The 1,764-nt window shown below is 42.2% G+C and carries 3 protein-coding genes and 1 pseudogene; 3 read left to right on the plus strand and 1 reads right to left on the minus strand.

Annotation, left to right across the window (positions count from 1 at the left end):
• A partial coding sequence (locus ACE1CM_RS24940; RefSeq protein WP_374881395.1) for an element excision factor XisI family protein occupies positions 1-202 on the minus strand: 202 nt, incomplete at its 3' end.
• A 304-nt stretch (positions 203-506) separates the two neighbouring features.
• Here ACE1CM_RS24940 and ACE1CM_RS24945 point away from each other — a divergent pair.
• The 3 genes and pseudogenes from ACE1CM_RS24945 to ACE1CM_RS24955 form a co-directional block, all read left to right on the plus strand.
• On the plus strand, positions 507-725 hold the full coding sequence (locus ACE1CM_RS24945; protein WP_374881396.1) for a hypothetical protein: 219 nt from the start codon (positions 507-509) through the stop codon (positions 723-725).
• Positions 722-1,135, plus strand: coding sequence for an aspartyl protease family protein (locus tag ACE1CM_RS24950; RefSeq protein WP_374881397.1), 414 nt, complete (start codon positions 722-724; stop codon positions 1,133-1,135). Before ACE1CM_RS24945 ends, ACE1CM_RS24950 begins: the two co-directional genes overlap by 4 nt.
• A gap of 209 nt (positions 1,136-1,344) precedes the next feature.
• Positions 1,345-1,764 (plus strand): annotated as a pseudogene (locus ACE1CM_RS24955) (hypothetical protein); the annotation flags it as partial.

The following is a 1,764-nucleotide window of genomic DNA, read 5'->3' on the forward strand; positions in this document are numbered from 1 at the left end:
CGCTCCAAATTTTACCATCTTTAATTTCCACAATAATACAACCAAATACTCTTGTTAGGTCTGGCCAACCAATATTAAGAACTTGATAGCGATCGCGTTCCGTATCAAATATCAGTTGCACTTCTGTCTGACTATTGGGGCGATTTTTTACATGATTTTTCAGAATTGTTTGTACCACTTCTGGGTAATTTAGTCTCTCCATATAGCAATCTCCTCTCTGTCTGGGTGCAAGGGTGGCTTAGCCGCCCGCTAGGGCGGGCTTCGCGCTAACATAATAGTGATAATTTAACACCAGAAAAATGAAAACTACTATGACCCCAAAAACTATAAAATTACAAATTACATTTGCAGCGTTCTTAGAAGCGATCGCTTCCTTATAACTGGAAGAAAAACGCAGGCTTTGGCAACTGTTAAATGAAGAGATTACCGAAGTAGAAGCAAACCAGTCTTCACAACATCCCATTCAAAAGAACAATGGCTCTTTTGACAAACCCACCGGGGAAATTTTGACGATTGCAGAAATCCGCGATCGCTACCCTTGCGAGTGGGTGCTAATTGCCGATCCAGAATCAGATGATGAATCGAACACGCTCCGAGGTAAAATATTAGCTCACTCACCGGAGCGAGAGGAAATAGATAAGGCTCTGATCGCATTTAAACACATCGAGTCAATTTCGATAGAATACACTGGCCCCATCCCTTCTGACTACGTGGTAATCTCGTGACTTCACAAAGAATTTATCGGCTAACACGCTATGGAAATTTACTCGTCTTAAAAGCTGCTGCTGGAGGAAGAGATGGTACTGTTAGGCAATTCACACTATTAGTTGATACACGCTCCAGTTATACCGTCTTACGGGCCAATGTATTAGAGAATCTAGGTTGCGATCTCCAAAATCCTAATCGCAGAATTAGGACATCAACAGGCGGCGGTATCGTTGAAGCACCTATGGTAACTGTACCTTGGTTTAGCTGCCTGGGTCAGCGTGTGGAAAATTTTCCCATAGTTGCCTACACCTTGCCTGCAACCACTTTTGTAGACGGTTTGTTGGGGATGGACTTTCTCACTCTTTGTCAGGCAGTTATCCCTGTTGAAGAGGCAGAAATTCGCATTCGTCAATCTACTGAGGAATGATGCGCTGATATTTTTAGCGAGCAAAATTGGAGAATATAGATAACATTTTTTTCCTCTATTTTTTTCAATTAAACAAAATTATATAGCGAATAAATATCTGATTAACCATTCATTTAACCCGGAATGAATCTAAATTACACGAACCTTAAAATTGCTCATCACCCACTCGCAGGCGAGCGGCATTTTCAATCCCTCGTTAAAAACCGGAAATGAACAAGAAAAATACCGCAGACAAACTCGGCACTAAAACGATTGAAACCAAGGCCATTGCCAAGGGAATTACTCCCTTTGAAGACCTCGTTCATCTGGCTGCCATCGGTCGCCTTTCCCTCGCTGGTCGCCAAGATATTGGTGCCATCATTCTCAAAAAAAAAGATAGCTTCCAGATTAAATTTTGCTTTGACTGTAAAGGCATCCACCCCTCGTTACCAGACGCACAAGTTTACCCCATGTTTGCCGGAATTGAAGCCAAACTTAAAGAACTGCCCAAAGGTGAACTGTTAACCTTGCACATAGGTTCCTTCACCGATGACTTTGACCGACAACAAACCCTCAAAACGATTGAGGAAAATTGCGTTCAAGATGAGTTAAAACTGCTCGCACGTTCCGAAAGATTGAGAATGAGAGAA

Source organism: Microseira sp. BLCC-F43 (assembly GCF_041929235.1).
Lineage (GTDB): Bacteria > Cyanobacteriota > Cyanobacteriia > Cyanobacteriales > Aerosakkonemataceae > Microseira.